This window comes from Pseudomonas sp. IPO3749, from assembly GCF_013386605.1.
Classification (GTDB): Bacteria; Pseudomonadota; Gammaproteobacteria; order Pseudomonadales; family Pseudomonadaceae; genus Aquipseudomonas; species Aquipseudomonas azotoformans_A.
Map to the genome: position 1 here is coordinate 208,203 of NZ_JACARN010000015.1, position 26,471 is coordinate 234,673.

The 26,471-nt window shown below is 61.9% G+C and carries 27 protein-coding genes; 16 read left to right on the forward strand and 11 right to left on the reverse strand.

Annotated features, from left to right (window positions below; genetic code table 11):
- Positions 1-43: 43 nt before the first annotated feature.
- Entirely contained in the window at positions 44-796 is a 753-nt protein-coding gene (locus tag HX812_RS08085) for a TerC family protein (protein WP_038843915.1), read from the reverse strand.
- A 43-nt stretch (positions 797-839) separates the two neighbouring features.
- Positions 840-1,091: a hypothetical protein gene (locus tag HX812_RS08090; protein WP_038843917.1), complete on the reverse strand. Its 252-nt coding sequence runs from the start codon at positions 1,089-1,091 to the stop codon at positions 840-842.
- 134 nt (positions 1,092-1,225) lie between these two features.
- Here HX812_RS08090 and nhaR point away from each other — a divergent pair, with 134 nt between their 5' ends.
- Complete coding sequence (nhaR, locus tag HX812_RS08095; protein ID WP_020372645.1) at positions 1,226-2,128, forward strand: transcriptional activator NhaR; 903 nt, start codon at positions 1,226-1,228, stop codon at positions 2,126-2,128.
- A gap of 4 nt (positions 2,129-2,132) precedes the next feature.
- Here the strand turns inward: nhaR and HX812_RS08100 are convergent, their stop codons facing one another.
- A complete protein-coding gene (locus HX812_RS08100; protein ID WP_038843920.1) occupies positions 2,133-3,290 on the reverse strand; it encodes an MFS transporter in 1,158 nt (385 codons plus the stop codon).
- Between the two features lie 228 nt (positions 3,291-3,518).
- On the opposite strand from HX812_RS08100, the gene sstT reads away from it, so the two are divergent.
- Positions 3,519-4,739 (forward strand): serine/threonine transporter SstT, encoded by a 1,221-nt coding sequence (sstT, locus tag HX812_RS08105; RefSeq protein WP_033902034.1) that lies wholly within the window; start codon positions 3,519-3,521, stop codon positions 4,737-4,739.
- Between the two features lie 71 nt (positions 4,740-4,810).
- On the opposite strand, the gene HX812_RS08110 is transcribed toward sstT, so the two are convergent.
- Entirely contained in the window at positions 4,811-5,320 is a 510-nt protein-coding gene (locus tag HX812_RS08110) for a DUF1993 family protein (RefSeq protein ID WP_038843922.1), read from the reverse strand.
- A gap of 115 nt (positions 5,321-5,435) precedes the next feature.
- Here HX812_RS08110 and HX812_RS08115 point away from each other — a divergent pair, with 115 nt between their 5' ends.
- Positions 5,436-6,083 carry a YceH family protein gene (locus HX812_RS08115; protein ID WP_038843923.1) on the forward strand — a complete coding sequence of 216 codons (648 nt, stop codon included), beginning with the start codon at positions 5,436-5,438 and terminating at the stop codon, positions 6,081-6,083.
- A gap of 33 nt (positions 6,084-6,116) precedes the next feature.
- On the opposite strand, the gene HX812_RS08120 is transcribed toward HX812_RS08115, so the two are convergent.
- Genes HX812_RS08120 through HX812_RS08130 form a run of 3 tightly spaced genes read right to left on the reverse strand, consistent with a single transcriptional unit; the run spans position 6,117 to position 8,554 of the window.
- A complete protein-coding gene (locus tag HX812_RS08120; RefSeq protein WP_038843924.1) occupies positions 6,117-6,923 on the reverse strand; it encodes a sulfite exporter TauE/SafE family protein in 807 nt (268 codons plus the stop codon).
- Positions 6,924-8,168 (reverse strand): FAD/NAD(P)-binding oxidoreductase, encoded by a 1,245-nt coding sequence (locus HX812_RS08125; protein ID WP_038843926.1) that lies wholly within the window; start codon positions 8,166-8,168, stop codon positions 6,924-6,926.
- Positions 8,169-8,218: 50 nt separating this feature from the next.
- Positions 8,219-8,554 (reverse strand): helix-turn-helix transcriptional regulator, encoded by a 336-nt coding sequence (locus tag HX812_RS08130; RefSeq protein WP_038843928.1) that lies wholly within the window; start codon positions 8,552-8,554, stop codon positions 8,219-8,221.
- A 94-nt stretch (positions 8,555-8,648) separates the two neighbouring features.
- On the opposite strand from HX812_RS08130, the gene HX812_RS08135 reads away from it, so the two are divergent.
- On the forward strand, positions 8,649-9,512 hold the full coding sequence (locus HX812_RS08135) for an MBL fold metallo-hydrolase (RefSeq protein WP_038843929.1): 864 nt from the start codon (positions 8,649-8,651) through the stop codon (positions 9,510-9,512).
- Here HX812_RS08135 and bkdR read toward each other — a convergent pair.
- Positions 9,509-9,994: a Bkd operon transcriptional regulator BkdR gene (gene bkdR, locus HX812_RS08140; protein ID WP_038843930.1), complete on the reverse strand. Its 486-nt coding sequence runs from the start codon at positions 9,992-9,994 to the stop codon at positions 9,509-9,511. The genes HX812_RS08135 and bkdR overlap by 4 nt on opposite strands.
- Positions 9,995-10,189: 195 nt before the next feature.
- Here bkdR and HX812_RS08145 point away from each other — a divergent pair, with 195 nt between their 5' ends.
- From HX812_RS08145 to HX812_RS08165, 5 genes are all read left to right on the forward strand, one after another.
- Positions 10,190-11,425, forward strand: coding sequence for a 3-methyl-2-oxobutanoate dehydrogenase (2-methylpropanoyl-transferring) subunit alpha (locus tag HX812_RS08145; RefSeq protein WP_038843931.1), 1,236 nt, complete (start codon positions 10,190-10,192; stop codon positions 11,423-11,425).
- Between the two features lies 1 nt (position 11,426).
- A complete protein-coding gene (locus HX812_RS08150) occupies positions 11,427-12,485 on the forward strand; it encodes an alpha-ketoacid dehydrogenase subunit beta (protein WP_016978112.1) in 1,059 nt (352 codons plus the stop codon).
- Positions 12,486-13,745, forward strand: coding sequence for a dihydrolipoamide acetyltransferase family protein (locus HX812_RS08155; RefSeq protein ID WP_038843932.1), 1,260 nt, complete (start codon positions 12,486-12,488; stop codon positions 13,743-13,745). It abuts the gene before it with no gap.
- A gap of 3 nt (positions 13,746-13,748) precedes the next feature.
- Entirely contained in the window at positions 13,749-15,128 is a 1,380-nt protein-coding gene (lpdA, locus tag HX812_RS08160; RefSeq protein WP_038843934.1) for a dihydrolipoyl dehydrogenase, read from the forward strand.
- Between the two features lie 207 nt (positions 15,129-15,335).
- Positions 15,336-16,355: a branched-chain amino acid aminotransferase gene (locus HX812_RS08165; protein WP_033902025.1), complete on the forward strand. Its 1,020-nt coding sequence runs from the start codon at positions 15,336-15,338 to the stop codon at positions 16,353-16,355.
- Between the two features lie 35 nt (positions 16,356-16,390).
- Here the strand turns inward: HX812_RS08165 and HX812_RS08170 are convergent, their stop codons facing one another.
- On the reverse strand, positions 16,391-17,281 hold the full coding sequence (locus tag HX812_RS08170) for a GNAT family acetyltransferase (protein WP_080642357.1): 891 nt from the start codon (positions 17,279-17,281) through the stop codon (positions 16,391-16,393).
- A 195-nt stretch (positions 17,282-17,476) separates the two neighbouring features.
- Here HX812_RS08170 and ctlX point away from each other — a divergent pair, with 195 nt between their 5' ends.
- The 7 genes from ctlX to HX812_RS08205 all read left to right on the forward strand — a co-directional run bounded on the left by ctlX (position 17,477) and on the right by HX812_RS08205 (position 23,430).
- The gene (gene ctlX / locus HX812_RS08175; RefSeq protein WP_038843936.1) at positions 17,477-18,403 is read left to right on the forward strand and encodes a citrulline utilization hydrolase CtlX; all 927 of its coding nucleotides are present in this window, start codon (positions 17,477-17,479) and stop codon (positions 18,401-18,403) included.
- 16 nt (positions 18,404-18,419) lie between these two features.
- On the forward strand, positions 18,420-19,466 hold the full coding sequence (locus HX812_RS08180; RefSeq protein WP_038843937.1) for an ornithine cyclodeaminase: 1,047 nt from the start codon (positions 18,420-18,422) through the stop codon (positions 19,464-19,466).
- Between the two features lie 245 nt (positions 19,467-19,711).
- Positions 19,712-20,491 (forward strand): ABC transporter substrate-binding protein, encoded by a 780-nt coding sequence (locus HX812_RS08185; RefSeq protein ID WP_038843939.1) that lies wholly within the window; start codon positions 19,712-19,714, stop codon positions 20,489-20,491.
- A gap of 190 nt (positions 20,492-20,681) precedes the next feature.
- The gene (locus HX812_RS08190) at positions 20,682-21,383 is read left to right on the forward strand and encodes an ABC transporter permease (RefSeq protein ID WP_038848713.1); all 702 of its coding nucleotides are present in this window, start codon (positions 20,682-20,684) and stop codon (positions 21,381-21,383) included.
- Positions 21,380-22,093 carry an ABC transporter permease gene (locus HX812_RS08195; protein WP_038848717.1) on the forward strand — a complete coding sequence of 238 codons (714 nt, stop codon included), beginning with the start codon at positions 21,380-21,382 and terminating at the stop codon, positions 22,091-22,093. The genes HX812_RS08190 and HX812_RS08195 overlap by 4 nt, the downstream gene beginning before the upstream one ends.
- Before the next feature lie 3 nt (positions 22,094-22,096).
- Positions 22,097-22,927, forward strand: coding sequence for an ABC transporter ATP-binding protein (locus tag HX812_RS08200; protein ID WP_235165485.1), 831 nt, complete (start codon positions 22,097-22,099; stop codon positions 22,925-22,927).
- Between the two features lie 5 nt (positions 22,928-22,932).
- Entirely contained in the window at positions 22,933-23,430 is a 498-nt protein-coding gene (locus HX812_RS08205; RefSeq protein WP_016974875.1) for an Lrp/AsnC family transcriptional regulator, read from the forward strand.
- 11 nt (positions 23,431-23,441) lie between these two features.
- On the opposite strand, the gene HX812_RS08210 is transcribed toward HX812_RS08205, so the two are convergent.
- The gene (locus HX812_RS08210) at positions 23,442-24,710 is read right to left on the reverse strand and encodes a Zn-dependent hydrolase (RefSeq protein ID WP_033902019.1); all 1,269 of its coding nucleotides are present in this window, start codon (positions 24,708-24,710) and stop codon (positions 23,442-23,444) included.
- A gap of 161 nt (positions 24,711-24,871) precedes the next feature.
- Entirely contained in the window at positions 24,872-26,359 is a 1,488-nt protein-coding gene (locus tag HX812_RS08215) for an NCS1 family nucleobase:cation symporter-1 (RefSeq protein WP_038842551.1), read from the reverse strand.
- Positions 26,360-26,471: the final 112 nt, after the last annotated feature.

Below are 26,471 nucleotides of genomic sequence, written 5' to 3' on the forward strand. Positions count from 1 at the left end.
GGCTGGGCTCTGGTGAGCGCAGCCGGCCTTTTGGTTTCAGCCGTTATTGCCGGGCAGCAAGCAAACGCTTGTGACGGTTACGGCGGGCAATGTTCAGACATTCAATCGCCGCCGAGAACGCCATGGCTGCGTACACATAGCCTTTAGGCACATGGGCGCCGAAGCCTTCGGCAATCAACGTCATACCGATCATGATCAGGAAGCCCAGGGCCAACATCACCACGGTCGGGTTGTCGTTGATGAACTTGGCCAACGGCTCAGCGGCCACCAGCATCACGATCACCGAGGTCACGACGGCGATAATCATGATCGGCAAGTGCTCGGTCATGCCTACGGCGGTGATGATGCTGTCGATGGAGAACACCAGGTCGAGCAACAGGATCTGGCCAATGGCCGCGGCAAAACCGATGGCCACGACGTTGCCAGCGTTGGTTTCCTTCTCTTCCGGCTCCGGGTCCATGCTGTGATGGATCTCGGTGGTTGCCTTCCACACCAGGAACAGGCCACCGGCGATCAGGATCATGTCCTTCCACGAGAACGCCTGGCCAAACACTTCGAATACCGGCGCGGTCAACTGCACGATGAACGCGATGGTGCTCAACAGGCCCAGACGCAACACCAACGCCATGCTGATACCGATGCGTCGAGCCTTGGCCCGATGCTGCTCCGGCAGCTTGTTGGTGAGGATCGAGATGAAGATCAGGTTATCGATGCCCAGCACGATCTCCATGACGATCAAGGTCGCCAGGGCAACCCAGGCGGTGGGGCTGGCGGCCAGTTGTAAAAGGTAATCCATAGGTCAGTCCTGACGTTCTTCGTGAATAAAAAGTGCGGGGAAATTAGGCTTCTTTGCTAGAAGATTCGCTTTCTTTGTCTTCCTGATCATCCTTTTTCTGCGGGTTGATCAGGCCGTTGGTCGCTTCACTCAATGCCTGTTCGGCGGCCTTGTGGGTGTCATCGATGGCTTGCTTGGCCGATTCAGTGGCTTTGCCCAGCACCTGCTGCGCACTTTTCTCGACCTGATCGCAGCCGCTGATCACTACCAATGAAAGCGCAAGCAACGATGCCGCGCACAGGGAATTGAGTTTCATGATGTCTTCCTCGTTAGAACCATTGGGTCCAAATAGTGGCCCCGCGATAGCGAGGCATTCTATGCAGCTGAACAGTTCAGGAAAATTCGTATTTTTCTCGCGTATACTTCGGTTTTCACGAAGTGACGACCAGCATGCTCAATTATCGACAACTGCACTACTTCTGGGTGGTGGCCAAGACTGGCAGCATCGTGCGTGCGTGTGAGCAGCTTAATCTCACCCCCCAGACCATCAGCGGGCAGATCAGCCTGTTGGAGCAAACCTTTGGTATCGCGCTGTTTCAGCGCGTCGGCCGCCAGCTGGAACTGACCGAAGCCGGGCGCCAGGCCCTGCCCTACGCCGAGCAGATGTTCCAGACCGGCAATGAATTGGAGGCCATGCTGCGCGCGCAGCCCGATGAACAGCAGATTCTGTTCCGCGTCGGCGTGGCGGATGTGGTGCCTAAGTCCATCGTTTACCGGCTGATCGCGCCGACCATGGAGCTGAGCGAACCGATCCGCATCACCTGCCGCGAAGACAAACTTGAACGCTTGCTCGCCGACCTGGCCATCCAGCGCCTGGACCTGGTGATTTCCGACAGCCCCATGCCTACGCACCTGGACATCAAGGGCTACAGCCAGAAGTTGGGGGAATGTGGCATCAGCTTTTTCGCCACACAGGCGTTGGCTGACGCCTACGGCGGGGATTTTCCACAGTGCCTGCACGGCGCGCCGCTGTTAATTCCAGGCGCGGAAACCGTGGTGCGCAGCCGTTTGCAGCGCTGGTTTGCCGAACAGCAGATCCAGCCGAAGATCATCGGCGAGTTCGACGACAGCGCCTTGATGCAGGCCTTCGGCCAATCCGGCAGCGGGATTTTTATCGCCCCCAGCGTGATTGCCGATGAGGTGGTGCGCCAGTACGGCGTGGCACTGATTGGCCAGACCGTGGCGGTGACCGAGTCGTTCTACGCGATCTCGGTGGAGCGCAAGGTCAAGCACCCCGGCATCGTGGCGATTACCGAAGGCGCTCGAAGGGAGTTGTTCACCACCTTGCCCTGACGGCTCAGGCCTGGGAGGCGACCGGTTGCTTGGCGGTCATCAGCCACAAGGCCAGCAGGATCGACACCAGGATAAACCCCGAAGCGGCAAAACCCAGGCTGCCCAGGCCAAGGGTGTCGATCACATGGCCGCCCACCAGGGCGCCCAGGCCAATCCCCAGGTTGGCCCCGGCGATGTTCAGCGACGCGGCAAATGCCGGCGCATGGGGTGCGGCCTTCATCAAGCGCACATGGCTGACCAGAAACATCGCCGCCTGGGTCACGCCCCACACGGCCATCGCCGCCGCCAGGCCAATGGTCGAATGGATCGCCGGCACCAGCGCCACCATGCCCGCAATCATGAAGCCGCAAAACACCATCGACGCGATCAACGGGTGGCGATCCACCGCGCGCCCGCCCAACGAATTGCCAATCAGCCCGACCGCACCGAAGCCCATCAGGCACCAGCCCACCAACGTACCGTCGAAACCGGCCAGGCGCTCGAGAATATCCGCCAGATAGGTGTACGCCGTGAACATGCCGCTGAACACCAGGATCGACAGCAGGATATGGCCCTGCATCAATGGGTTGCGCAGGATCTTGAACTGCGAGCGCAGCGTCACTTCAGCGTTCTTCGGTTGGGTCACCGGCAGGTAGATAAACAGCAGCAAGGCCTTGGCCAAGGCCACCACCGCGAGGATGGCAAACGCGCTGCGCCAGCCGAACATATCGGAAATCAGCGTGCCCACCGGAATGCCGAAGACCGTGGCACACACGATCCCGAAGCCAATCTTCTCGATGGCACGCCCGGCGAATTCGGGGCCGACAATGTCCACCGCCGTTTCGCTGGCCAAGGCCCAGAACACCGGCAGGCCCAGGGCCGGGATCAACCGCGCCACGGCCATCACCCAGATATTCGGCGCCAGCGCCGCCACGGTATTGGCCACGCCGAACATGATCAGGATGCTGATAAACAGCCGCTTACGTGGGAAACGCGCGCAGTAGGCCGTCAGAAACGGCCCAAAGGCCGCCACGGTAAACGCGAACAAGGTCACCAACAGCCCGGCCTGGGACACACTCACATTCAGGTCCCGGGCAATGGACGGCAGCAGGCCGACGATGACGAATTCCGTGGTCAGCACGGTAAAGCCGGCGGCCGACAGCAGCAGGATGGGAAACAACATGAAAACTCCAGAAACGACGACATCAACGACAACCCAAAGGGCGCGCTGAAGGATAGGAAAGATGAGAGGACGGAATCTTAACAGGATTTTGCAAAGACTGGGGCGGGCGGGTGACGCAATGCCGCACCGCCGAGGACATTTCCTACAGCGTGCTAGACTTCGCGATCCGCGTCCTACAGCCCTTTCTGCCTGTGCCGCCGTGCCTCCAAAAACTAGAGACCAGTGTTTATGACTGCTGCCCCTTCCCTCCTGCAACGACTGGCCCGCGTCAGCCTGGTCACGCAAATCGTCATCGGCCTGATCGCCGGCATCCTGCTCGCCTTGCTGTTGCCCGAGGCGGCCAAGGCCACCGGGTTTATCGGCAAGGTGTTCGTCGCCGCGCTCAAGGCTGTGGCGCCGATTTTGGTGTTTGTGCTGGTGATGGCGTCGATCGCCAACCATAAACACGGCCAGGAAACCCATATCAAGCCGATCCTGTTCCTCTATCTGCTGGGCACCTTTGCCGCCGCCGTGGTCGCGGTGATTGCGAGCATGTGGTTCCCCTCCTCGCTGGTGCTGGCAACCCACGACGCAACCGTGACCGCGCCCGGCGGCATCGGTGAAGTGCTGCAAAGCCTGTTGTTGAGCGTGGTGGACAACCCGGTCAGCGCACTGATGAATGCCAACTTCATCGGCATCCTGGCCTGGGCTATCGGCATGGGCGTAGCCATTCGCCATGCCGGCGAGACCACCCGCACCGTGCTCGACGACCTGTCCAATGGCGTCACACTGATCGTGCGGGTGGTGATCCGCTTTGCGCCGCTGGGTATTTTCGGCCTGGTGGCGTCGACCCTGGCCACTTCCGGCTTCGGCGCCCTGCTCGGCTACGCCCACCTGCTGGTGGTGCTGATCGGCTGCATGCTGTTCGTGGCGCTGGTGGTGAACCCGGCCATCGTGTTCTGGAAACTGCGCCGCAATCCTTACCCGTTGGTGCTGATGTGCCTGCGCGAAAGCGGGATCACCGCGTTCTTCACCCGCAGTTCGGCGGCGAACATCCCGGTCAACCTGGCGTTGAGCAAACGCCTGGGCCTGCATGAAGACACCTACTCGGTGTCGATCCCGCTCGGTGCCACCATCAATATGGCCGGCGCCGCGATCACCATTACCGTGTTGACCCTGGCCGCCGTACACACCTTGGGTATCGCCGTCGACCTGCCCACCGCCGTGCTGCTCAGCGTGGTCGCGGCCGTCTGCGCCTGCGGTGCTTCCGGCGTGGCGGGCGGTTCGCTGCTATTGATCCCATTGGCGTGCAGCCTGTTTGGCATTCCCAGCGAGATCGCCATGCAAGTGGTTGCCGTGGGGTTCATCATCGGCGTGCTGCAGGATTCGGCGGAAACCGCGCTGAATTCGTCCACCGATGTGCTGTTCACCGCCGCCGCTTGCCTGGGCAAGGAAGAGCAGCCGGCTTAAAACAGCCAGCCACAAAAAAGCCCGGGGTCGTTCACTGAAGAACGACCCCGGGCTTTTTTATGACTGAAGGCTTAGAAAGCGCCCATGTAATCACGCTTGCCCACTTCCACACCGTTGTGGCGCAGCAGCGCGTAAGCGGTGGTGACGTGGAAGAAGAACTGCGGCAGGCCGTAGGTCAGCAGGTAGGACTGGCCGCTGAAGCGCTTCTCTTTCGGCGTGCCTGGGCGCGTGACGATCTCGATGCCTTCCTTGCCGTCGACTTGCTCGGGCTGGATGGTGTCAACAAAGGCCAACACCTTGGTGATCAGCGCTTGCAGGTCGGCGAAGGTGACTTCGGTATCTTCATATTTCGGCACTTCGATCTCAGCCAGGCGTGCGGAAACGCCCTTGGCGAAGTCGACGGCGATCTGCACCTGGCGCACCAGTTGGAACATGTCCGGGAACAGGCGTGCTTGCAGCAAGGCGTTCGGCTCGATGTTCTTGGCGGTGGCGTGGGCTTCGGCCTTGGCCAGCACACCGCTCAGGGCAGTGAGCATTTGCTTGAAGACGGGGATGGAGGCGGCGTACAGGGAAATAGTCATGGCAGTCTCTGGGTAATGTCACGGTTTGAACCAGCGGCGATTATAGCCCTGCCCGCCGCTTGTCTTTTATTTTTTCCGGCTTACGCTAGGCACTTCACTGCATAGGGAAAGCGCGATGACCGCCGAGCACGACACCGAGACCCCTGAGCTGCGCCTGAACAGCACGGAAATCCGCATCCTGGGCTGCCTGATCGAGAAACAGGCGACCAACCCGGAAACCTATCCCCTGACCCTCAATGCCCTGGTCCTGGCCTGCAACCAGAAGACCAGCCGCGAGCCGGTCATGAACCTCAGCCAGGGCCAGGTCGGCCAGAGCCTGCGTGCGCTGGAAGGCCAGGGCTTCACCCGCCTGGTGATGGGCAGCCGCGCCGACCGTTGGGAACATCGCGTGGACAAGGCGCTGGAGCTGGTGCCGGCCCAGGTGATCCTCACCGGGCTGTTGTTCCTGCGTGGGCCGCAGACGGTCAATGAGCTGTTGACCCGCAGCGGACGCATGCATGACTTCGAAGACGCCGAGCAGGTGGTGCATCAACTGGAGCGCTTGATCGCACGCGGGCTGGCGTTGCTGGTGCCGCGCCAGGCCGGGCAGCGCGAAGACCGCTACACCCATGCGCTGGGCGATCCGGCAGACATCGAGACGATCCTCGCGGCACGGGGCAACCCCGTGGAACGCGGGACTGGCGTTTCGGCGGACCGGATCGAAGAACTGGAAGCGCGCATTGCAGCGCTCGAAGAGCGCCTGGCCCAGTTGGAACAGGGCTGAGGGTGCTGCGCAGCAAGCGCCCTCGCCACCGTTTCAGCGCAAGGCGTTAACTAGCATTCCAATCGCCACCAGTACACACAGGCTGGCGAACCCCACTTGCAAGCTACGGGCGGGAATCACCGAGCACAGGCGTCGGCCGGCGAGCATGCCGACGATGCTTGCGCCGATAAACACCCAGCCCACCGGTTCGATGCGCACACCGGCATGGAATGCACCCGCCACGCCGATCAGCGAGAGCAGGCTGATCACCATCAAGGACGTGGCGACGATGCCGCGCATCTGCACATCGGTGAGTTGCTTGAACGCCGGCACGATCAGGAAGCCACCGCCAACGCCCAGCAGGCCGGATACCGCACCGGTCACCGCGCCGAGGGCGGCCAGGGTCGCGCTGCATTTGGCGGTCCAGGCGAAGCGTCCGGTCTGCTGATCGAGCATGCAGTTCTTCTGGCCCCAGGACGCCGTGCCATGGTCACTCGGCCCGGCCTCGCGTTTTTCACGCTGCAACATGCGCCAAGCCACCAGCACCATCAACGCGCTGAACAGCACCATCAACAGCGCTTCCGGCAATTGGTGGGCGAGAAACACTCCCACCGGCGAAAACAGCGCACCGAGCAAGGCGATCAACAACGCGGCGCGGTAACGCACCAGGCCATGGCGCAAACCGTCGATCGCTCCCACGGCTGCTGCCGCGCCGACGGCGAGCAACGACACCGGCGCGGCCTGGGTCATGCTCAGGCCCAACCCCAACACCAGCGCCGGCACCCCGAGGATGCCGCCGCCCGCACCGGTCAGGCCCATGACCAGGCCCATCAATAATCCCAACACACTGGCCAGCAGCATTCAGTCCACCTTGCTCAGGCGGGTCAGCCACTCGCGGCCCTTGAGCATGCCGTTCCAGTAGAACCACGGCAGCAAGGTGGCCTTGAGAAACCACATCGAGCGCCGCGCCTGGGTCGGGTCCAGGGGAAAGGTCGGTAGCAGCTTGCCGCCGTAGCCGAACTCGGCCAACACCACCTTGCCCTTCTCCACCGTCAGCGGGCAGGAACCGTAGCCATCGTATTTGAGCGGCAGCGGCGCCTGTTTACGCAGGGCCAGCAGGTTTTCGGCGACCACCACGATCTGCTTGCGCACCGCCGCAGCGGTCTTGGCATTGGTGGTGCCGCATACATCACCCAGGCCGAAGATGTGCGGGTAACGCAGGTGTTGCAGGCTGTGGGGGTTGACTTCGCACCAGCCGGCGGCGTCGGCCAACGGGCTTTGACGGATGAAGTCCGGGGAGACTTGCGGTGGGACAACGTGCAGCAGGTCGAAGGATTTTTCTTCGATGCGCGCAGTGCCTTCGGCGTCCTTCACTTCGAACCAGGCCTTGCGTGCCGGACCATCGACTTTCACCAGATTGGCGTTGAACGCCAGGCGAGCGTTGTACTTCTCCACGTATTTCATCAACGGCGGCACGAAGGTCGCCACGCCGAACAGCGCGGCACCGGCCAGGTTGAATTCGACGTCGATGTTTTTCAGCACGCCCTGCTTGAGCCAGTGATCGCAGGACAAATACATGGCCTTTTGCGGCGCGCCCGCGCATTTGATCGGCATGGCCGGCTGGGTAAAGATCGCCTTGCCACCCTTGAGTTGCTGCACCAGCTGCCAGGTGTAGGCGGCGTGCTGGTAGCTGTAGTTGGACGTGACGCCATGCTTGCCGAGGGTGTCTTGCAGGCCTTCGATCTTCTCCCACGCCAGGCGCAGGCCGGGGCAGACGATCAGGTTTTGCCAGCTGACACGCTGGCCGCTGTCGAGGATCAGGGTCTGCTCGTCGGGCAGTACTTCGGTGACGGCGGCCTGCACCCAGGTGACGCCATTGGGCAATACATCCGCCAGCGGGCGGCGAGTCTTTTTCAGGTCATAGGCGCCGCCGCCCACCAAGGTCCAGGCGGGCTGGTAGCAGTGGTGGTCGCTCGGTTCGATCAGGATGATGTTCAGGTGCGGGTCGCGCTTGAGCAGGCTGGCCAGCAGGCCAATGCCCGCCGAGCCGCCGCCGATGACTACGATGTCGCCACTGATGGTTGGGCCCCAGTGTTGGTCGGTCATGGTCTATCGCCTTTGTCATACATGCACACAAGGGTCGCTGCCGGATGGCGTCACGCCCAGCTTTTTATGACCGCGCCGCAGTACAGCCCGGACAGGGTCTTCATTACTTGAATCACTTCGTGGCTGGCCAGCCCGTAGAAGATGTATTTACCTTCCCGACGGGTGGCGACCAACCCTTCGTCGCGCAAAATGCCCAACTGTTGTGACAGCGTGGGCTGGCGCACGCCGGTCAGGGCTTCCAGCTCGCCGACATTGCGCTCGCCTTGGGTCAACTGGCACAGGATCAACAAACGGTCCTCATTGGCCAGGGCCTTGAGCAAGGAACAAGCCTTGGACGCCGATGCGCGCAACTGGGCGACTTCGCCCTCATTCAGAGTAGATTCCATTTGCCTCGGGTCCTTTTTGTCACTTAAGCTCAAAACATTATGTGAAAACGTAAACTGATTGTAACTACTTTTTTCTTCATCCGGGACAACCGCCATGCCAGCGCTGATCCAAGCCTTTCTGGACGAGGCATCGTCGACCTACACCTACGTCGTTTATGAAGCCGATGGCGGCCCCTGTGCCATCGTCGACTCAGTGCTCAACTACGACCCGGCCTCGGGGCGCACCGACACCCGCCAGGCCGACAAGGTGATCGCCTACGTGCGCGAACATTGCCTGCAGGTGCAGTGGTTGCTGGAAACCCACGCCCACGCTGATCACTTGTCCGCCGCGCCTTACCTGCGCCGCACCTTGGGCGGCAAGATCGCCATCGGGCAGTCCATCAGCAAAGTACAGGGCGTGTTCAAGAACCTGTTCAACCTGGAGCCGGAATTTCGCGTGGATGGCTCGCAGTTCGATCATCTGTTTGCGCCGGATGAGGTGTTTCACATCGGCACGATCAAGGCCCAGGCCCTGCATGTGCCAGGGCATACCCCGGCGGACATGGCCTACCTGATCGACGACCGGTTGATCCTGGTGGGCGACACGCTGTTCATGCCGGATGTCGGCACGGCGCGCTGTGATTTCCCCGGCGGCGATGCGCGGCAGTTGTATGCGTCGATGCGCAAGCTGCTGGCCTTTCCGTTGGAAACCGAACTGTACGTCTGCCACGACTACCCGCCCGAAGGCCGTGAGGCAAAATGCCGGACCACGGTAGCCGAGCAGCGCGCGGGGAATATCCATGTGCATGACGGCGTGGATGAAGCCACGTTTGTCGAGATGCGTACCACGCGCGACGCAGGGCTGGGGATGCCGACGCTGTTGCTGCCGGCGATCCAGGTGAATGTGCGGGCGGGGAATATGCCGCCGGCGGAGGATAACGGGGTGGTGTACCTGAAGATTCCGGTCAACCGCCTCTAACCCAGGTTGATGCCGTTGGCCGGTAGCGGCAACGCGGTTTTATAGCGTACTTGCTTGAGGGCGAAGCTGGAGCGGATATTGGCCACGCCCGGCACCTTGGTCAAAAAGTCCATCATGAAACGCTCCAGCGACTGGATCGTCGGCACCAGCACCCGGATCAGGTAGTCCGGGTCGCCGGCCATCAGGTAACACTCCATCACCTCGGGCCGGTCGGAGATCGCGCCTTCGAACTGCTGCAACGCCCATTCATTCTGCTTTTCCAGGCTCACGTGGATGAACACGTTGACGTGCAGCCCCAGCAAATCAGCGTCGAGCAGCGTGACCTGGTCACGGATCAAGCCCAACTCTTCCATCGCTTTCACCCGGTTGAAACACGGCGTGGGCGACAGGTTCACCGAGCGGGCCAGGTCGGCGTTGGTGATGCGGGCGTTCTCCTGCAGGGCGTTGAGAATGCCGATATCGGTACGGTCCAGTTTGCGCATGAGACAAAATCACCTGTTTATTATGTTTATGCAGTTTTTTTATCCGCAAATGATCCTGAGCGCAATGAAACACAGATAAATATTCTTCTACGCCCCGCCTATGATTGTTGTAGGACAAGATTTCTCCTATCCGGAGGCTGACTGTCAGCTAGCGCGCCCACTACAAGAAATTCACAAGATAGAGCGTAGAAAGCCATGACCCAGCAGTATGAACCACTGCGCCTGCACGTCCCTGAACCCTCGGGCCGCCCAGGCTGCAAGACCGACTTCACCTACCTGCGCCTGACCGACGCCGGCACCGTGCGCAAACCCGCCATCGACGTAGAACCCGCCGACACCGCCGACCTGGCCAAGGGCCTGATCCGCGTGCTCGACGACCAGGGCCAGGCCCTCGGCCCGTGGGCCGAAGGCGTCCCGGTCGAGATCCTGCGCAAAGGCATGCGCGCCATGCTCAAGACGCGCATTTTCGACAACCGCATGGTGGTCGCCCAGCGTCAGAAAAAAATGTCGTTCTACATGCAAAGCCTTGGCGAAGAAGCCATCGGCAGCGCCCAGGCCCTGGCCTTGAACATCGACGACATGTGCTTCCCTACCTACCGCCAGCAAAGCATCCTGATGGCCCGCGAAGTGCCGCTGGTGGACCTGATCTGCCAACTGCTGTCCAACGAGCGTGACCCGCTCAAGGGCCGCCAGTTGCCGATCATGTACTCGGTGAAAGACGCCGGTTTCTTCACCATTTCCGGCAACCTCGCCACCCAATTCGTACAGGGCGTGGGCTGGGGCATGGCCTCGGCGATCAAGGGCGATACCAAGATTGCCTCGGCCTGGATCGGCGACGGCGCCACCGCGGAATCCGACTTCCACACCGCCCTCACCTTCGCCCACGTATACCGTGCGCCGGTGATCCTCAACGTGGTCAACAACCAGTGGGCCATCTCCACCTTCCAGGCGATTGCCGGCGGTGAAGCCACCACCTTCGCCGGACGCGGCGTCGGTTGCGGCATCGCCTCCCTGCGCGTGGACGGCAACGACTTTATCGCGGTGTACGCCGCCTCCGCCTGGGCCGCCGAGCGTGCGCGCCGCAACCTGGGCCCGACGTTGATCGAATGGGTCACCTACCGCGCCGGCCCGCATTCCACTTCGGATGATCCGTCTAAATACCGTCCCGCCGACGACTGGAGCCACTTCCCCCTGGGCGACCCGATTGCCCGCCTCAAGCAGCACCTGATCAAGATTGGCCAGTGGTCCGAAGAGGAACACGCGGCGGTCAGTGCAGAACTTGAAGCAGAAGTGGTCAAGGCCCAGAAAGAAGCCGAACAGTACGGCACCCTGGCCGGTGGCCAGATTCCAAGCGCCGCGACCATGTTCGAAGACGTCTACAAAGAGATGCCGGAACATTTGAAGCGCCAGCGTCAAGAGTTGGGGGTCTGACATGAACGATCACAACAACAGCATTGAAGTGGAAACCGCCATGACCACCACCACCATGACCATGATCCAGGCGCTGCGCTCGGCCATGGATGTGATGCTCGAACGAGACGACAACGTGGTGGTGTTTGGCCAGGACGTCGGTTATTTCGGCGGCGTGTTCCGCTGCACCGAAGGGTTGCAGACCAAATACGGCAGCTCGCGGGTATTTGATGCACCGATCTCCGAGAGCGGCATTATCGGCGTGGCCGTGGGCATGGGCGCCTATGGCCTGCGCCCGGTGGCCGAGATCCAGTTCGCCGACTACGTCTACCCCGCCACCGACCAGATCATCTCCGAAGCGGCGCGCCTGCGTTATCGCTCGGCCGGCCAGTTCACCGCGCCACTGACCATGCGCATGCCGTGTGGCGGCGGCATTTACGGCGGGCAGACCCACAGCCAGAGTATCGAAGCGGTGTTCACCCAGGTCTGCGGCCTGCGTACGGTCATGCCGTCGAACCCCTATGACGCGAAAGGGCTGCTGATCGCCTCCATCGAAAACGATGACCCGGTGATCTTCCTCGAACCCAAACGCCTGTACAACGGCCCATTCGATGGCCATCACGACCGCCCGGTGACCCCGTGGTCGAAACACCCGCAAGCCCAAGTACCGGACGGTTATTACACCGTGCCGCTGGACGTGGCCGCCATCGTGCGTCCGGGTTCGGCCGTGACGGTGCTGACCTATGGCACCACCGTGTACGTGTCGCAAGTCGCCGCCGAAGAAACCGGCATCGACGCCGAGGTCATCGACCTGCGCAGCCTGTGGCCGCTCGACCTGGAAACCATCGTCAAATCCGTGAAGAAGACTGGCCGTTGCGTGGTGGTGCATGAAGCCACCCGCACCTGCGGCTTTGGTGCCGAGTTGGTGTCGCTGGTGCAAGAGCATTGCTTCCACCACCTGGAAGCGCCGATCGAACGCGTCACCGGTTGGGACACCCCCTACCCGCACGCGCAAGAGTGGGCGTATTTCCCAGGGCCGTCCCGAGTGGGCGCGGCGTTGAAACGGGTCATGGAGGTCTGAATGGGCACGCACGTTATCAAGATGCCGGACATTGGCGAAGGCATCGCGGAAGTTGAACTGTCGGTGTGGCATGTGAAGGTCGGCGACATGGTCGTGGAAGACCAGGTGCTGGCGGATGTGATGACCGACAAGGCGATGGTGGATATTCCTTCGCCAGTGCACGGCAAGGTGATTTCCCTCGGCGGTGAGCCGGGTGAAGTCATGGCCGTGGGCAGTATTCTGATCAGCATTGAAGTGGAAGGCGCGGGTAACGCCAAGGAAGCGCCCGCCGTGAAGGAAGCGCCGAAGGCCGCGCCTGTGGTTGAGGCCAAGCCTGCGCCGGTGGCGGTTGAAAGCAAACCGGCACCGATTATCGCAGCCCAGGCGCCTGTGGCACGTGAAGCCGACGAGCGCCCATTGGCCTCCCCTGCTGTGCGCAAGCATGCATTGGACGCCGGGATCCAACTGCGCCTGGTGCAGGGCTCTGGCCCGGCGGGCCGGATTCTGCACGAAGACTTGGAGGCTTACTTGCTCCAGGGTCCGGCGAAAAATTCTACAGCCGCCAACCCCTACGCCGAACGCCACACCGAAGAACAGATCCCGGTGATCGGCATGCGCCGCAAGATCGCCCAGCGCATGCAGGACGCCACCCGGCGCGCCGCGCATTTCAGCTATGTGGAAGAGATCGACGTCACCGCCCTCGACGAGCTGCGCGTGCACCTCAACGAGAAACACGGCGCCACGCGCGGCAAGCTGACCCTGCTGCCGTTCATCGTGCGCGCCATGGTCGTGGCACTGCGTGACTTCCCGCAGATCAACGCGCGCTACGACGACGAAGCCCAGGTCATCACCCGCCTCGGCGCGGTGCATGTGGGCGTCGCCACCCAGAGCGATGTCGGCTTGATGGTGCCGGTGGTGCGTCACGCCGAAGCCCGCAGCCTGTGGGGCAACGCTGAAGAAATCGCGCGCTTGGCCACGGCTGCACGCAATGGCAAGGCCAGCCGCGACGAGCTGTCGGGCTCGACGATCACCCTGACCAGCCTGGGTGCGCTGGGCGGCATCGTCAGCACGCCGGTGCTGAACCTGCCGGAAGTGGCCATCGTTGGCGTCAACCGTATCGTTGAACGGCCGATGGTGATCAAGGGCCAGATCGTGGTGCGCAAGATGATGAACCTCTCCAGCTCCTTCGATCACCGCGTGGTCGATGGCATGGACGCGGCGCAATTCATCCAGGCCATTCGCGGCCTGCTCGAACAACCCGCCAGCCTGTTCCTGGAGTAAGGCATGACGCAGACATTGAATACCACGCTGCTGATCATCGGTGGCGGCCCTGGCGGTTACGTGGCGGCGATCCGTGCCGGCCAGTTGGGCATCCCGACCATTCTGGTGGAAGGCCAGGCGCTCGGCGGCACCTGCCTGAATATCGGCTGCATCCCGTCCAAGGCCTTGATCCACGTGGCCGAGCAGTTCCAGCAAACCATCCACCACAGCCAGGGTTCGCAACTGGGCATTGAAGTGGATGTGCCGACCCTGGATATCCGCAAAAGCGTGGAATGGAAAGACGGCATCGTGGATCGCCTGACCACGGGCGTCGCCGCCTTGCTGAAGAAGCACAAGGTGCAAGTGATCCACGGTTGGGCCACGGTGGTGGACGGCAAGACCGTCGACGTCGGCGACCAGCGCATCCGGTGCGAGCACTTGCTGCTGGCCACCGGTTCGAAAAGCGTCAACCTGCCGATGCTGCCGATTGGCGGGCCAATCATCTCCTCCACCGAAGCCCTTGCGCCGAAAAGCGTGCCTAAGCGCCTGATCGTGGTAGGCGGCGGTTATATCGGCCTGGAACTGGGCATCGCCTACCGCAAGCTCGGCGCCGAGGTCAGTGTGGTCGAGGCGCAGGATCGGATCCTGCCGGCCTATGACGCGGAGCTGACGCAGCCGGTGAACGAATCCCTCAAGCAACTGGGTGTGAAGCTGTACCTCAAGCACAGCGTCACCGGTTTTGCCGATGGCAGCCTGCAAGTACGCGACCCGAATGGCGACATCCTGTCGTTGGCAACCGATCAGGTGCTGGTCGCCGTCGGTCGCAAACCCAACACCCAGGGTTGGAACCTTGAAGCGCTGAACCTGGAGATGAACGGCTCGGCGATCAGGATCGACAGCCGCTGCCAGACCAGCATGCGCAACGTGTACGCCATCGGCGACCTGAGCGGCGAGCCGATGCTCGCGCACCGCGCCATGGCCCAGGGCGAAATGGTCGCAGAACTGATCAGCGGCAAGTCCCGCGAATTCAACCCGGCCGCGATCCCGGCGGTGTGCTTCACCGACCCGGAACTGGTGGTGGTCGGCAAGACCCCGGACGAAGCCAAGGCCGCCGGATTGGACTGCATCGTCTCAAGCTTCCCGTTCGCGGCCAATGGCCGGGCGATGACCCTGGAGTCGAAAACCGGCTTCGTACGGGTAGTGGCGCGGCGTGACAACCACCTGATCGTCGGCTGGCAGGCCGTGGGGGTGGGTGTCTCGGAACTGTCCACCGCCTTTGGCCTGAGCCTGGAAATGGGTTCGCGCCTGGAAGACGTGGCGGGCACCATCCACGCTCATCCGACGTTGGGCGAGGCCGTGCAGGAAGCCGCGCTGCGGGCGTTGGGGCATGCGTTGCACCTGTAAACTGGGACGGCTTTTGTGGCGAGGGAGCTTGCTCCCGCTGGGGTGCGCAGCGCCCCCAAAAGCCGGCGACTGCTGCGCAGTCGAGCGGGAGCAAGCTCTCTCGCCACAGCAAGCTCGCGCCTACAAAGGGATGCGAACGGCCCCGGGAATGAAGTATTGTTGCGCCCATCCAGAAAAAAACCGACTTGACCAACGATAGAGGGTGTCATGGGTAACGAAAGCATCAATTGGGACAAGCTGGGTTTTGACTACATCAAGACCGACAAGCGGTTTCTCCAGGTCTGGAAAAACGGCGAATGGCAAGAAGGCACCCTGACCGACGACAACGTGCTGCACATCAGCGAGGGCTCCACCGCCCTGCACTACGGCCAGCAATGCTTTGAAGGCCTCAAGGCCTACCGCTGCAAGGACGGTTCGATCAACCTGTTCCGCCCGGACCAGAACGCCGCCCGCATGCAACGCAGCTGCGCGCGCCTGCTGATGCCGCATGTGCCGACCGACGTGTTCATCGATGCCTGCAAACAAGTGGTCAAGGCCAACGAACATTTCATCCCGCCGTACGGCAGCGGCGGCGCGCTGTACCTGCGCCCGTTCGTGATCGGCACCGGTGACAACATCGGCGTGCGCACCGCGCCGGAGTTCATCTTCTCCGTGTTCTGCATCCCGGTCGGCGCCTACTTCAAAGGCGGCCTGGTGCCGCACAATTTCCAGATCTCCACCTTCGACCGCGCCGCGCCACAAGGCACCGGTGCCGCCAAGGTCGGTGGCAACTACGCCGCCAGCCTGATGCCAGGTTCCGAAGCGAAGAAAGCCGGCTTTGCCGACGCGATCTACCTGGACCCGATGACCCATTCGAAAATCGAAGAAGTCGGCTCGGCCAACTTCTTCGGGATCACCCACGACAACCAGTTCATCACGCCGAAGTCGCCTTCGGTGCTGCCAGGCATCACTCGCCTGTCGCTGATCGAACTGGCCAAGACCCGCCTGGGCCTGGACGTGGTCGAGGGCGAAGTGTTCATCGACAAACTGGACCAATTCAAGGAAGCCGGCGCCTGCGGTACCGCTGCGGTGATCTCGCCCATCGGCGGCATCCAGTACAACGGCAAGCTGCACGTGTTCCACAGCGAGACCGAAGTCGGCCCGATCACCCAAAAGCTCTACAAAGAGCTGACCGGTGTGCAGACCGGTGACGTTGAAGCGCCGCAAGGCTGGATCGTCAAGGTCTAAGCAACCCTGAAAAAACCCGCCAGATGGCGGGTTTTTTATTGTTCCGGGATATTCACCGTGATCTTCTTGCCCATGCTGATCCTCGGCTCCACCCCATACCCCAACGCCTCGTAGAACCCCACCACCGCATCATTGCCGCCAGTGATCTGCAGGTTGACCTTCATGCAACCCAAGGCGGTCAATGCCTGTTCCGCATGACGCACCAGTGAAGACCCCAAGCCATGGCGCCGATAGTCGGCGTGCACCGCCACCGAATACAGCCAGCCACGGTGCCCGTCGTAACCGGCCAGAATCGTTCCGATCACCGTCTTTTTATCCGTGGCCACGAAGAACAACCCATCGTTGACGGCCAACTTCTTATCGATCGCCAGGGTGGGTACATTATGGGCAGTCTCATAGCCAAAGGCCTGCTGCCATAACGCAACCACTTGCACCCGATGCTGGCGGTCGCGATACGGTCCGATGGGATGCCGGGACAGCAGCGCCTTTTCCATCACCAGCGTGCGTTCATTGCCGTGGTAGACATCTCGCACGGTGTTAAACCCCAGCTTGGTGTAGAACGGCTCGGCGGTCAGTGATGACGGCACGCTCAATACCGTCACCCCGGCCTCACGGGCGCGCAACTCGATTTCGATCATCAGCAGCCGGCCAATGCCTTGCCCTTGCAGCCCCGGATTGACGAACACCGAGCGCACCACGTTGGCGTCGAGGGCGGCGGTGGCGACGATCACTTGATCTTGAATGGCCACGAGCACCAGGCGGCGCTTGAGCAAGATCAACACCGCATCCGGCGTGAAATTACTCGCCACCCGCGCAATCACATCCGCCGGGTAATCCCGCGCCTTGCTACTGTGCAAGGCCGCCAGGATGACCTGGCTGATCCCTTCGGCATCGGCTGCCTGGGCGAGACGAACGGCGGTAGACATGATTCCTCCTGGCTGACGGCGTTTTAACAACCCGCACAATACCAATTTTGACCTGCGCCCGCCCGAACAGCCGATTCGGCTGCCCTACCCCACTCTTCAGCTTTCCCGGCTGAGCCGCCCTTAGGTTTCAGCCGGGATTCATCCGCCATACCGCACAAAATAGCCCCACAGCTCAACCCATGGATTCGTGCACCCATGCAAACCACCAATACCGTCTTGATGATTCGCCCGGCGCGCTTTGCCTTCAACCCGGACACCGCGATCAACAACCGCTTCCAACGCCAGCCCCTCGATCCCCTCAGCGCACAGCAGAAAGCGCTGGAAGAATTCGACGGCTATGTCGATACCCTGCGCCAGCACGGCGTCGAAGTCCTGGTGGTGCAAGACACGCCGGCGCCTCACACGCCCGATTCGATCTTCCCCAATAACTGGTGGAGCAGCCACGCCGACGGCAGCCTGGTGCTGTACCCGATGGAAGGCCAGAACCGACGACTGGAGCGCAACAAAGGCGTGCTGCAAGTGTTGGAGCAACGCTTCGCGATCAACAGCACCATCGACCTCAGCCACCTGGAACAACAGAACATCTTCCTCGAAGGCACCGGCAGCATGGTGCTCGACCGCCAGCATCGCATCAGCTACGCCTGCCACTCCGGGCGCACCCACCACGACGCCCTGCGCCAGTTCGCCGAACGCCTCGATTACCAGCTCTGTGTGTTCCACGCCGTCGACCGCCATCACGCGCCGATCTACCACAGCAACGTGATGATGAGCGTCGGTCGCGACCTTTCGGTGGTGTGCCTGCAAGCCCTGCCGGACGCCAGCGAACGCCAAGCCTTGGAACGCTCCCTGCGCGACACCGGCAAAGACATCCTCGCCCTCGACTTCGACCAGTTGGAGGCCTTCGCCGGCAACATGCTCGAAGTGCATGACCGCGACGGCCAGCCGCTGCTGGTGATGTCGGCCAGCGCCTGGAGCGCCCTGCAACCCGCGCAGCGCGTGCATGTGGAACGCCATACGCGGCCGGTGGTGGTGAACATCGACAACATCGAACGCATCGGCGGCGGCAGTGCCCGCTGCATGCTGGCGGAAGTGCACCTGCCCGCCCGCGCCACCGTCCAATAACTCAAGGAGTCTTGCCATGACCCGCTATATCGACGTCAACGACCTCTGCTACCTGGTCTCGCAAAAAGGCCTGCAAACCTGTATCACCGAAATGGCCGAGTACATCCGTGCCGACTACCTGCGCTGGCAGGATTTCGAAAAATGCGCGCGCCTGGCCAACCACTCGGCGGACGGCGTAATCGAACTGATGCCGGTGTCCGACGCGTCGCTGTACGCGTTCAAATACGTCAACGGCCACCCGAAAAACACCCTGGCCGGCATGCTCACCGTGATGGCCTTCGGTGCCCTGGGCGATGTGGACACCGGCCTGCCGGTGCTGCTGGCAGAAATGACCTTGACCACCGCGATTCGCACCGCCGCCACCTCGGCGCTGGTCGCCCGCTACCTGGCCCGCGACAACAGCCGCAGCATGGCGCTGATCGGCAACGGCTCCCAGAGCGAGTTCCAGGCCCTGGCCTTCCACGCCATGCTCGGCATCAATGAGATCCGCCTGTTCGATATCGACGCCAAGGCCACCGCCAAGCTGGCGGCCAACCTCAAGGCGTTCCCGGCGATCAAGGTGATCCTGGCCGGCAGCGTCGCCGAAGCGGTGAAAGGCGCGGACATCGTCACCACCGTCACCGCCGACAAGGCCTACGCCACCATCCTGACAGACGAGATGATCGAGCCCGGCATGCACCTCAACGCCGTCGGCGGCGACTGCCCCGGCAAGACCGAGCTGGACCGACGTATCGTCGAGCGCGCGCGGGTGATCGTGGAGTACGAGCCGCAAAGCCGCATCGAAGGTGAAATCCAGCACATGCCGGAAGACTCGCCCGTCACCGAACTGTGGCAAGTGATCAACGGCCAACAGCCCGGCCGCGAAAATGCGCGCCAGGTCACTCTGTTCGACTCGGTGGGTTTTGCCATCGAAGACTACTCGGCCCTGCGTTATGTGCTGGACGTGGCCAAGGCCCTGGATGTAGGCAGCGATCTTGAGTTGGTGCCGGACCTGGCCGACCCGAAAGACCTGTTCGCTCGCCTGGCCCAGCAGCCTCGGCTACAGCAGAAAAAGCGCGCCTGAGAACGCTCTGGCCTGCCGCTTTGAGCTGAGGGCGGGCCAGATTCACCGTAGTGAAAAGCCGATTCAGCGGGTGACTCAGCCGATTCCGCTGCATTGTCGGTTTTAACAGCGCAATTCGCGCTTTATGTGAGGGGTAAACGACACAAAAAACGCACCACCTTGGAGCATTCTCTCCCACCAATAAAAACGATTTGTTTCAACTCGATTACTGCCCTGACATCAATTACAAAATATAGGGACTCCACATGACTCCACTGCGATCACTCTTCGCCGCATTGCTGTTGCCACTCTGCGCCACCGCCGCCCACGCCCAGGACTGGAAAGAAATCCGCTTCGGCGTATTCCCCGAATATCCCCCCTTCGAATCCGTCGCCGCCGACGGCAGCCTGCAAGGTTTCGATATCGAACTGGGCAACGCCATCTGCGCCAAGCTGGAAGTGAAATGCACCTGGGTGCACAACGAATTCGACGGCATGATCCCGGCCCTGCGCGCACGCAAGTTCGACGCGATCATGTCCTCCATGGCCGTAACCCCGGCCCGCGAAAAGATCATCGACTTCAGTGACCGCCTGTTCCTCAGCCCGACCTCGGTGATTACGCGCAAAAGTGCCGACTTCGGCGACACGCCGGAATCGCTGAAGGGCAAGCAAGTCGGCGTATTGCAGGGCTCGCTGCAAGAGGCCTATGCCCGTGCGCACCTGGCCAAGCTCGGCGCGCAGATCAAAGCGTACCAGTCCCAGGACCAGAACTACGCCGACCTGCAAAACGGCCGCCTCGACGCGACCCTGACCGACAAGCTCGAAGCCCAGCTCAACTTCCTGTCCAAACCCGAAGACGCCGACTTCAAGACCGGCCCGGCCTTCAAGGACCCGACGCTACCGCTGGACATCGCCATGGGCTTGCGCAAGAACGATCAGGAACTGCGGGCGCTGATCAACAAGGGCATCGCTGCTGTGCAGGCGGATGGGACTTATGCCGAGATCCAGAAGAAATACTTCGGCGATCAGGACATCTACAACGAGTAACACCAATACCTCACCCTGTAGGAGCCCGCTTTTGTGGCGAGGGAGCTTGCTCCCGCTGGGCCGGGCTGGCGCTCCAGTGCGAAGCGCCCCCAAAAAGCCGGCTCCAGCTGCGCTGTCGAACGGGAGCAAGCTCCCTCGCCACAAAAGCTGCTCCTACAGGGGATGTCTGTGCCTTATCGAGATCTACCCCATGAACGAACTCCTCAACCTGCAAGGTTACGGCCCCATGCTGGCCCAAGGCGCCTGGATGACCCTCAAACTGTCATTTCTCGCCCTGGCCCTGAGCCTCGCCCTGGGCCTGATCGCCGCCGGCGCCAAGCTCTCCAGCGCCAAATGGCTGCGCGTGCCGGCCACGCTCTACACCACCTTGATCCGCAGCGTGCCGGACCTGGTGCTGATCCTGCTGATCTTCTACAGCCTGCAACTGTGGCTCAACGACCTGAGCGAAATGTTCGGCTGGGACTACTTTGAAATCGACCCGTTCACCGCCGGAGTGGTCACCCTTGGGTTTATCTACGGCGCGTATTTCACCGAGAATTTCCGGGGTGCAATCCTCAGCGTGCCGGCCGGCCAACTGGAAGCGGCGACCGCCTACGGCCTGAGCCGCTGGCAGCGCTTTCACCTGGTGCTGTTCCCGCAACTGATGCGCTTTGCCCTACCGGGTCTGGGCAATAACTGGCTGGTGTTGCTCAAGTCCACGGCGCTGGTGTCGATCATCGGCCTGTCGGACCTGGTCAAGGCCGCACAAAATGCCGGCAAAACCACCAACGAGCCGTTGTACTTCCTGATCCTCGCCGGCCTGGTGTACCTGGTGATCACCACCTTGTCCAACCGCATCTTCAAGCGCCTCGAACGGCGCTACAACCTCGGCATCAAGGGGATGGCGCGATGATCGAACTGTTCCAGCAATACGGCCTGGCCTATCTGTTCAGCGATGGCGCGGGGTTGTCCGGCGTCGCCATGACCCTGTGGCTGTTCATCATCTCGGTGGTGTTCGGCTTCATCCTGTCGATTCCGCTGGCACTGGCACGCGTCTCCGAGCACGTCTGGCTGCGCTGGCCGGTGGAGGTCTATACCTACCTGTTTCGCGGCACGCCGCTGTATATCCAGCTGCTGATTTGCTACACCGGGCTGTACAGCCTGGAAGTGGTGCAGGACAACGCCCTGCTCAACCAGTTTTTCCGCAATGCGCTGAACTGCACGCTGCTGGCCTTTGTGCTCAACACCTGCGCCTACACCGTGGAAATCTTCGCCGGGGCGATCCGCAATATTCCCCATGGCGAAATCGAAGCGGCCCGCGCCTATGGCCTGCATGGCTGGCGCTTGAACCTGTTCGTGGTGGTGCCTGCCGCGCTGCGCCGCGCATTGCCGGCCTACAGCAACGAAATGATCCTGATGCTGCACGCCACCTCCCTGGCGTTTACCGCCACCGTGGCCGACATCCTCAAGGTAGCCCGCGACGCCAATGCCGAAACCTTCCTGACGTTCCAGGCCTTCGGCATCGCGGCCCTGCTCTACATGCTGCTGTCCTTTGCACTGGTGGGCCTGTTCCGACTGGCCGAACGTCGCTGGATGCGTTTTCTTGTTCCTACCCGAGGCTAACCCATGAATCAGTCCGCGCAGGCCCTGGCCACTTATCCCGTTGACGAACCCGTTGCCAAACCCGCTACCGCCGCCATCAAGCTGCAAGTCGAAGGCATCCACAAGCGCTACGGCGAACACGAAGTGCTCAAGGGGGTTTCCCTGAATGCGCGCCAGGGCGATGTGATCAGCCTGATCGGCGCCAGCGGCTCGGGCAAAAGTACGATGCTGCGCTGCATCAACTTCCTCGAACAGCCGGACGCCGGGGTGATCACCCTGGACGGCATCAGTATCGAAATGCGCCAGGGCCGTGCCGGCACCCGTGCGCCGCATCAAGCGCAGTTGCAGAACCTGCGCACGCGCCTGGCCATGGTGTTCCAGCACTTCAACCTGTGGAGCCACATGACCGTGCTGGAAAACATCACCATGGCTCCGCGCCGGGTGCTGGGCGTGAGTGCCGCCGAGGCGGAGAAACGCGCGCGCCTGTACTTGGACAAGGTCGGCCTGCCGGGCCGCGTGGCGGATCAGTACCCGGCGTTTCTCTCCGGTGGTCAACAACAGCGCGTCGCGATTGCGCGAGCCTTGGCGATGGAGCCGGAGATTATCCTGTTCGATGAACCGACTTCCGCACTCGACCCAGAACTTGTAGGAGAAGTCCTCAAAGTCATACAGACGTTGGCCGAGGAAGGTCGTACCATGCTGATGGTCACCCACGAAATGGGCTTTGCCCGCCAGGTGTCCAGCCAAGTGCTGTTCTTGCACCAGGGCCGGGTTGAGGAACACGGCGACGCCAGGATCCTCGACCACCCCAACAGCGAACGCTTGCAGCAATTTCTTTCCAACCGTTTGAAGTGAAACCCATGGATACCAAGGCCAACGGACCCCATTCCTCCCCCGCGCTGGACCGCATCGATGAAGCCATCATCGAAGTGCTGCGCCACCAAGGGCGTATCACCTACGAAAAGCTCTCGTCGCTGGTGCACCTCACGCCCAGGCCCTGCCTGGAACGGGTGCGCAAGCTGGAGCGGCGCGGGGTGATACGCGGGTATGGGGCGATCATCGATGTGCAGATGGTTTCGCCAGGCCTGTCGTTGCTGGTGTTGGTGGCCTTGTCCAACCAGAGCGGGCGCTCGGCGCAAAAGGCCTTCGAAGCCTGCGTCAAGGCTTGCCCGCAGGTGTTCGAATGCCAGTTGATCAGCGGCCCGTTTGACTACAGCCTGCGCATGCGCTGCCGGGACATGGAGCATTACCGGGTGCTGACGGAGACCTGGTTGAACAATGATGAGTTGCACATCGATAAGTTGGTGGCGCATCCGGAATTGGCGGTGGTGAAAAACACCGCCACCGAACTGGCCTGAGCAAGCGCCACTCAGGCCGCCAGCTTGCCGCTGGCGATGGCTGCCGAAGCGGCGACCATCGCCTTTAGCAGCACCGCACACCCCGCCGCCAGATCATCCGGGGCGGCGTTTTCAATTTCGTTGTGGCTGATGCCGCCCTCGCAAGGCACAAAAATCATACCCGCCGGGCCTAGTTCAGCCACGAAGATAGCGTCATGCCCTGCCCCGCTGACGATGTCCATGTTCGACAAGCCCAGGCTATTGGCGGCCTCCCGCACTGCGTCCACACAGCCCTTGTCGAAATACAGCGGCGGGAAATCGGCCGTGGGTTCCATCTCGAAGCTCAAGCCATGCTTGGCACAGGTGTCTTCAATCACCTTGCGCACCTGGGCAATCATCGAGTCCAACCGCGCCGGCTCCAGATGACGAAAGTCCAGGGTCATGCGCACTTCACCGGGAATCACGTTGCGCGAGCCGGGATAAGCCTGCAGGCAACCGACGGTGCCGCAGGCATGGGGTTGATGCCCAAGCGCCGCAGCATTCACCGCCGCCACCACCGCCGCCGCGCCCACCAGGGCATCCTTGCGCAGGTGCATCGGCGTCGGCCCCGCATGGGCCTCGACGCCGCGCAGTTTCAGGTCGAACCACTTCTGCCCGAGGGCACCCAGCACCACGCCGATGGTTTTTTTCTCGTCCTCAAGGATCGGCCCCTGTTCGATGTGCGCCTCGAAATAAGCACCCACCTTGTGCCCGCTGACCGGCCGCGCGCCCGCGTAGCCAATCGCGTTCAGCGCATCGCCCACGCTGACGCCGTCCGCATCGACCTTGGCCAACGTATCGGCGAGGGTGAACTTCTCGGCGAACACGCCCGAGCCCATCATGCACGGCGGAAAACGCGAGCCCTCTTCGTTGGTCCACACCACCACTTCCAACGGCGCCTCGGTTTCTACGTTCAGGTCGTTGAGGGTGCGCAGTACTTCCACACCCGCCAGCACGCCGAAGCAACCGTCGAACTTGCCGCCGGTGGGCTGGGTGTCGATGTGGCTGCCGGTCATCACCGGTGGCAGGTTCGGATTACGCCCCGGACGACGGGCGAAGATGTTGCCGATGCCATCCACGGTCACCGTGCAGCCGGCCTCTTCGCACCACTGCACGAACAGGTCGCGGGCCTTGCGATCCAGGTCGGTGAGGGCCAGGCGACACACACCGCCCTTGGGCGTGGCGCCGAGCTTGGCCAGGTCCATCAGCGACTGCCACAGGCGGTCGCGGTTGATTTGCAGGACGTCGAGGGCAGCGTTCATGAGTGATCTCCTCAGGCTATATTTCTTATGATTGGAATGCGGTCAAAAATGTGGGAGCGGGCTTGCTCGCGAAAGCAGTCTGTCAGTTGATAAATGCGGGGACTGACACACCGCATTCGCGAGCAAGCCCGCTCCCACATCTGGATAGCGTTTCAACTTATTTACAGCGGTGTTTTAACGGCAACCGGGGTGGTCCCGCGCTTGGCATTCAGCCCGTAGTACAACAGGCCGCCCAACGCCGAGCCGGTAAACCAGCCGTAGCTGTAGAACCAGCTGAACGCATCGCTGCCCAGCGACAGCAAGGTCAGCACCACCGGCACACCGAACGCGATGAAACCGCTCCAGTTCCATGCCGGGTACACATCGTCGCGATAGAGGCCTGCCAGGTCGAGTTGTTGTTTGCGGGTGATGAAGTAGTCCACCACCATGATCCCGGCAATGGGCCCCAGCAGGCTTGAATAGCCCAGCAACCAGTTGGAATACACGGTTTCCAGGCTCACGTCGGACACGATCAGGCCGAGTTTTTTCAGCAACTCATGAGCCATCAGCGCCAGCCCCACCAGGCCGGTCAGGATCACTGCCGTGGTGCGGTTGATCAGCTTGGGCGCGATGTTCTGGAAGTCATTGGTGGGCGACACAATGTTCGCCGCCGTGTTGGTGGACAAGGTCGCGATGATGATCAACGCCATCGCGATGGCCACCCACACCGGGCTCTGGATATGCCCGATCAGGGTCACCGGGTCGGACACGCTGACCCCCACCAGTTTCACCGACGCGGCGGTCATGATCACGCCGAGGGCGGCGAAGAGGAACATGGTCAGCGGCAGGCCGAAGATCTGCCCGAGGATCTGGTCCTTCTGGCTGTTGGCGTAACGGCTGAAGTCCGGGATATTCAGCGACAAGGTGGCCCAGAAACCCACCATCGCGGTGAGACCGGCCATGAAGTAACCGGTGAGGCTCGCGCCTTCCGGGCGTTTCGGCGGGATCGCCATCAACTCACTGATGGATACATTGGGCATCGCCCACACCAGCAGGCCAATGCCCACCGCCACCAGCAACGGCGCCGACAGGGTCTCCAGCCGCTTGATCGACTCGGCGCCACGCAGCACCACCCATAGGTTCAGGCACCAGAAAATCATGAAGCCGATCACTTCACCAGTGCCGCCAAGGGACTTCCAGCCCTCGAAGATCGAGCCGAGAAACAGGTGAATCGCCAGCCCGCCGAACATTGTCTGGATACCAAACCAGCCACAGGCCACCAGCGCGCGGATCAGGCATGGCACGTTGGAACCGAGGATGCCGAACGACGAGCGCAGCAGCACCGGAAACGGTATGCCGTACTTGGTGCCGGGGAAGGCATTGAGGGTCAGCGGGATCAACACCACGATGTTGGCCAGCAGGATCGCCATCAGCGCCTCGCCCACCGACAAGCCGAAATACGCGGTGAGCACCCCGCCCAAGGTGTAGGTGGGCACGCAAATGGACATGCCGACCCACAGCGCGGTGATGTGCCACTTGTTCCAGGTGCGTTCGTGCACCTTGGTCGGTGCCATGTCGTGGTTGTAGCGCGGACTGTCGAGGACGTCGGGGCCGGCGTCGAGTTCGTACAGGCCGTTGCGCTCAATGACTTGCGATCTGTTCTGTTGCATGGCCGCTCCACGGTTTTTTCGAATTATTTTTGCTCACCTGCACGGTGTGTGCCGGTGGCCGGAGTACCTCGTAAACAACATGACATCACGGGCCCGGCCAGCCGCCACTGCA